The organism is Rhodopirellula maiorica SM1, from assembly GCF_000346295.1.
Classification (GTDB): domain Bacteria; phylum Planctomycetota; class Planctomycetia; order Pirellulales; family Pirellulaceae; genus Novipirellula; species Novipirellula maiorica.
Window position 1 is genome coordinate 1 of record NZ_ANOG01000215.1, and the last position, 5,869, is coordinate 5,869.

7 protein-coding genes are annotated in these 5,869 nt (G+C 51.7%); 1 reads left to right on the forward strand and 6 read right to left on the reverse strand.

The window, feature by feature from the left end; all coding sequences use genetic code 11:
* Positions 1–197: 197 nt before the first annotated feature.
* The 6 genes from RMSM_RS06605 to RMSM_RS06630 form a co-directional block, all read right to left on the reverse strand.
* Positions 198–1,049, reverse strand: a complete 852-nt coding sequence (locus RMSM_RS06605) for a toll/interleukin-1 receptor domain-containing protein (RefSeq protein WP_008693271.1) — start codon at positions 1,047–1,049, stop codon at positions 198–200.
* 38 nt (positions 1,050–1,087) lie between these two features.
* Positions 1,088–1,732: an N-acyl amino acid synthase FeeM domain-containing protein gene (locus RMSM_RS06610; protein ID WP_040764448.1), complete on the reverse strand. Its 645-nt coding sequence runs from the start codon at positions 1,730–1,732 to the stop codon at positions 1,088–1,090.
* A 131-nt stretch (positions 1,733–1,863) separates the two neighbouring features.
* Complete coding sequence (locus RMSM_RS39615; protein ID WP_008693274.1) at positions 1,864–2,151, reverse strand: hypothetical protein; 288 nt, start codon at positions 2,149–2,151, stop codon at positions 1,864–1,866.
* A gap of 1,375 nt (positions 2,152–3,526) precedes the next feature.
* A complete protein-coding gene (locus RMSM_RS06620) occupies positions 3,527–3,712 on the reverse strand; it encodes a hypothetical protein (RefSeq protein ID WP_040764453.1) in 186 nt (61 codons plus the stop codon).
* Positions 3,713–3,722: 10 nt separating this feature from the next.
* On the reverse strand, positions 3,723–4,706 hold the full coding sequence (locus tag RMSM_RS36490; RefSeq protein ID WP_052031525.1) for a carboxylate-amine ligase: 984 nt from the start codon (positions 4,704–4,706) through the stop codon (positions 3,723–3,725).
* A gap of 107 nt (positions 4,707–4,813) precedes the next feature.
* On the reverse strand, positions 4,814–5,086 hold the full coding sequence (locus tag RMSM_RS06630; protein ID WP_040764455.1) for a hypothetical protein: 273 nt from the start codon (positions 5,084–5,086) through the stop codon (positions 4,814–4,816).
* Between the two features lie 283 nt (positions 5,087–5,369).
* Between RMSM_RS06630 and RMSM_RS06635 the strand changes: the two genes are divergently transcribed.
* A complete protein-coding gene (locus tag RMSM_RS06635) occupies positions 5,370–5,795 on the forward strand; it encodes a hypothetical protein (RefSeq protein ID WP_144057434.1) in 426 nt (141 codons plus the stop codon).
* The last annotated feature ends 74 nt before the right edge of the window (positions 5,796–5,869 follow it).

The window sequence follows — 5,869 nt, forward strand, 5'->3', positions numbered from 1 at the left end:
GAGTCTGTTGGAGCGTTGGCAACAGCTTGTATCATCGCGGCGAATCGCCCCTGGCCAATTGTCATTGAGCGGACCCGCATGCGTCTGTGGTGTGGGAGGAGCTCCAGAGCAATTCGGCCCCTATCACGATCGGCATTGCTATGCGGGTCTGTCGTTACTCTCGTAGTCTCGCTACTGCCTCGCGATTCCCGAAGCCCTTAGCTTGAAGGCACCGGGATTTTCTGAACTCGATCCAAGACATAGTACACAAAGAACCCGAGCGGCTTTCCGTCATGCCTCACTCTGTGTGCATGTATGCGCACTTTCCATTTTCCGCGAAGCGGATTGTTAGATTGATGGCCACTGCAGTCGAGGTACTCATCTTCGAAGTCGTAATCTTGTTCGTCGTTCGCGAACCGTTCACCCATCTCCTTTTGATGCCTTCGAAAACCTGGCTTGTGGCCCTTTGGAGCGAGGTTAATAACATGATCAACGACCCATTCCACCGACTCGCTCCTGATCTTCGCTCGCGACTTTCCAAGCAAGTCTGCTAATTGCTGGTTGCACGCAAGAACGACCTCAAGATCATTCGATATGAAGAGCATTGGAAGCTTGGCGTCAGCTACCACAAGTTCCATAATTGCTCCTATCTGGCGTGTCGTGTACACCGATTCGCCGTGGATTGGTTCTGCTCTCTTTGCTTGCTGGGGGAATGACGTTTCGAAATACTCCCGGACTTGCGCAACCGTGGTCACAATATTCAAGTCTCGAACATATTGCGGAATTTCAACGGACAGATCGGTCAGGTAAGGCAAGACGATCTTTCCAAATGCCGACGCTTGGCCAATTTCGTACGGAACCCACTGTGATTTCAGGCCCTCTGCCGAGACAATCACGAGAACTGCGACGCAATCCGCAAGTCCCTCGCGTACACGTGACGAAAATCGTGCACCCCAATCGATGTCCTTTACGTCCCGAAAGTAATCGATTCCAACCTCTGAAAGGATGCTCGCAAGATCATCGGCGACTTTGCTATCGTTACGCGAATAACTAATAAAAACGGAACTCATGTCAGGCTTTCGCTTTATGCGTGATGAACCTCGTCATCTCAGGAATCAACACGAGGCTCCAGTGTGGATTGAGCCTTCGACAGAATGTGATCTTGCCGCGTACTTATCGTCTCGATGGACTCGACGGTATTGAACCGGTTCCACAACAGTATGGCCTGATCTTGGACCGAGATTGTCTGATCCTCGAAATGAAATGGAGTTCCAATTTCTTGGAACCCCTCAACATTGAGAAACCGGCGAATCCTATCGGTGTCAACCACGCTGATGAAAAGGTCTGCAATGCCATTCGCGTAAGCCCGTGCTTTGCATTCCAGTAGGAGTGCGGTAAACAGGCCGCATTGACGCGCTACCGGGTCCACCATTGCTTTCGATATTTCAGCCACACGACCAGAGCCATCAAACGCTTTTGGAAAATATCGGCCGGAAGGCAGATCGGCTGGCCGATCTGCCATGATCAAACGAACGGCTGCCAGAATACGTGTGTTGAAGTAAACGCCGAAATGCAGTGACACATCATCAAAACTATCTCGCAGGTCAGAAGTCGAAGCGGTCGCCTGCTTTCCCCATTGCATTTCCCCATGAAGTGTCGCAAGGCGGAGAGGGAGATAGTCTTCAGTTACCTCGACGCCGGAGAGGGGGCGTAGACTTAGGCGACGATCTTCAAAATTAGCTCGATCGTTCATCAGATTCAGCTCATTGTTTGTTGACACCCGAGAACGACGAGACGTCCGTACTGTCACATAACGTCCGAGGTCACCGGAGACGGCGGTTTGATTTCCCATTTGTAAACCCCCATGCCGTCCTCAGGAGCACGTCATGGTTCTCTTGTGTCGTATTCGATGCGGATTCGACGTTGTCCAGCAGCGGTACATGCCAGAACCGCGAATCCCATCCCAGTCAAATGCGCGATCGATCTCCAGAACAGCATCGATTCTCGTCGCTCCCTTCTCAAGCTCGAGTTTTCCTGTTCCAGTGTGTCGATTCGTTTCTCATCTTCGTTTGGAATGCCCAAGCCGATGCTGAACTGCATGTCTCGTTCATGAAGTTCGCCCCACGCCCAGTCGAATGCCGGCATCTGTGCGACAAAAACAATTGCGAACATCGCTCGAAGAGGAAAGGATGGAGCAATGAAGCAAGTGTTAATCGCTGCGATCGCAATGACCGCAGTCGTAAGCCACCAAAACAGCAGCGTGTAATTGTCGAAATCGAATGATTGTAGAGTGATTACAGCAATTAATCCAAGGATCGAGCATATCGAACCAGTCCAGCTTAGAGCGGTGTTCGGATTGTCGTCTGACATTATCTGTGTGCGGAGCCTTAACTGGACAGCGAACGATGTAATTATCACCGGTTTGGGAGGACTTATCACCGGTTGCCCCAGCTCCGATGATTATGGGGGAGCCCAGAGCCCAGGTCAATCTATTTTGACGTAAACATTCACGCGCTGAACGCACTGACATCGTTGGAGGAGTGTCGTGGAATAAATTAAGTAGTGCTGTGATTGCTCCGTCTGGGCGTGAGGGTTGGCTGAATTGCCGGTAACGCGTACAGAGAGCGGTTGTGGGAGAGGACGGTGTCCGATGCTCGCGGCCATTCGTTGTTGGGGATGGAATCTTAATTGTTCGATCGGTTCGGCGTGTTTAAGACGCCGGATCGTGCAATTGAAAGGGGAATTCCATGTCGCAGGTGAGTCGATCTGCAGCGAGGTGGCGTGAGAGCGGTTGCGTGTGTGTTACCTTACACGAAACGAAATGGGCTCTGGCACTAAGCACCAATGCCCAGGATCAAATCTGGGAATCTGGCGATGGGACAGGAAAGATCTACGGGGGCGTCTGACACCAATCAAACTTCTCTGGTGTGCATCGACATGAACCTGAAAACGAATCCGAACAACGTTTCGAGACATTGTCCAGTAAGACGCCCTTCTTCGCTTGGGAGGACACGTGAGTCCTCGGATACGCTCCCTCAGGAGCGATCAGGCTTAAAATCGGTAAAACAGCGAAGTGCCTAGCTTGGCCCGCAGTGAAAACGTGAATCATCAACGCTTTTCACTTCTAAAACACAGTGATTCACAGTAATTTTCATTGTCGTTGACCAGTGATTAAAGCTGTGAATAAAAATTTGCCCCAAGCAACGCCTCCTGAAATCAGCCTGGAATTGGGGTAATTCCAGGTGAGTTGCAAGACAGTACATCAGATTTCTGTTCAAAACTCCTAATTGATAGGCCAATTAGGAAGAGTGTTTTTACCCCCTTGCTCTGTAGCGGACTTTACTGAGCCGGGGACATTGGCCAGAAATTGATCTGATCAGTATGGATTCTGTATGCGACTAATTCATGTGAATCAACGGCTTTTTTTGCTTGTCGCATCTTTCTTTTTCTTGTCGCCAAAACGACTTTTGCTTGAGCAACTGAGAGGCAACGTCCCTGCCGTTCTGAATCCAAAGGCTGGAAATTGCTTTAGCGGACTCCCGTGCGATCACACGATGAAGACGACTTTCCCGCCAGGTTCTTTCACGCCTAGGTCGTTGTTTTTCTTGAGTTGCAGAACTTTCTTCTTGAAACTTTGGTTGAGTCTCCCTGCGAAAACACCGGTCGTTTCTACAAAAGCAAACCACGACGTACGGCTGCGAAGCCTCACGTCGTGGTCGCGTTTGTCATTCATCGGCAATCGGTCAGTTGAGCGAAGGCTCTCCCCGACGGAGCCACTGACGACCAAGCCGACATGCACCCCCGAAGTCCTCGGTCAATTGTTCCAACGATGGCATTGGGCTGGTGTCGCCAACCGCGTTGATCGCTGCCGCCTGAATTTCTTCAGCGATTGCGATGGTCGTTTGCAAGTCGACCGGGATGTCACAACATCGCACCTCGATCGTCCCAAATCGCGTGGGTCGGACCATGAAGTAGGCATCCTTTTGGGTCTCGACCAAACCAGCCGAATGCAACCGAGCGATTTCGTAGTAGTAGGCTTCCCAAGATCCACCGAATCGATAGGGGAAACCGGTGATCGCTCCTTCACGTCCCCACACCATCGCGCGGTGGCTGGCAAATTTGCCACCGTGTCCGTACATCGACGGCGAGTTCGCACTCATCGCCACCCATCGTGGAACATGGCACATCAACCGATCCATCACGGCGATCGCATCATCTCGACTGACTTGAACGTGCACATGCATCGAGTTGCAAGCTAAGCCGGCAACCTCACCACCGAAGCGTTGCAAGTTTCGCCGCGAACGTTCGCAGTCATGTATCAGTGCCGGATCGAATTTCCAATCCGGGAAGGTTCCTGACCTCAGGACACGAAGCCCCAAGCGATCGCAAACCCGAATCAGTTCCGTGTCGATCTCAATGACCTCGCCGGCCGCGGACTCAACATCCTCATGAACGCCAGTGGCGAACTCGATTTGGCAGCCAAGGAACTCGTTTGTGCAACGTTGCTGTATCGATGGTTCCAAATCGTCATACACCTCATCAAACGCATTGACGGGTTGACCAGTGAACGCATTGACCAGACCGTATTCATGTTCGATCCCAACGGTGAACTGGTTTTTGGTGCCGAACGCTTCATGCTGTGTGAACAAGTCCGACGCCACATCGTGTCGTTTGTTCGACCGATTGGAAGCTTGCTGCTCGGCTAGTTTCGAGTTTGGTTTCAACATGTTGATGTCTCCACTGCGCACTTCGACGCCGTGGTTCCGCAAGCGATGCGGAGGAAGAAACCGAGCGACGTCGTCCGAGAAAAGGACGACGCTTTGCGATCAGCCTTTCACCGATGCGTCGAAGAAAGCCGCCAGATTTCCCCGCGGCGAATGGACCAGTTCAAAACCGCGCGTGCGACATCGACGCTGTCATCAGACGAATCCAAGACACCGCTGAGGTAGTCGGAATACTGCTCGCAAGAATTCACCTCCGACATCGCCGCCGCCAAAGCGACGGGACAATCGACGAACCACTCGCCCAGCCGTCGGCGGACCCATTCGAGTCCTGCCCCGATATCGCTGACCGCGTCCGACCGTTCGGCCACTATCGTTCCAGCCATCGGCGTTCTCCGTCGTCACCAAAACGCGGCCCACCCCGACGGGGCCACACGTGTGAGAGACGCCTAGCTAGGCTCAGCTTTTCATTCAATTTCAAGCGAATTTCCGGTTCCAATCAGCATCTCGTCAATTAGCGATCACGGTCGACAACCAGTTGCAGATCAACAACTCTGCAAAAATTGTTAGAATTTGGTGATTGCTTCTGAAATGGACACCTGCATGCGTCGTCCCTTTGGTTGGGGTGAACAATGATAAGCAAGCTTTTCTCAAGAGAACGAGGACGAAATGACAGACGCCATACTCGCAACTGACCAACTCCGCCATATTTTCATTTCAGCGGATAATCTCTCCACCTGCACGTTTAGTGAACTAGCTAGCTGTTTGCAGGCGGTGACGATCGATCCAGTGATTCACAATGGTCGATTGGCATGGCTTGAGGCACTGATCGAACAATCCGAACTTGAATCTGAAAGCAACAATTGGCAATCCGAGATTGCCAAATTGCTCGATATCGGACTTCAAGATGCGGTGGTGAACGGCCATGTGAGTCGGAGCCAGTTGGTCGAACTACTTGGCAATCCAGCTTTTCTAAGAGCTCTTCACACGGCGTTTTTTCAACTGTCCGTCCTGATCCGCCCCGCTGGACGAAACGCAATTCGATGGGGCAAGACTTCGAAGGAGCAAAACTCACTCGCCGCATCAGCGATTTAAAGATACCGATCTTGACAAAAAGACTTTCGATCAGGTCTCAAGTCGACTTCGTGTTTACTGTCTTAAATTGCTCG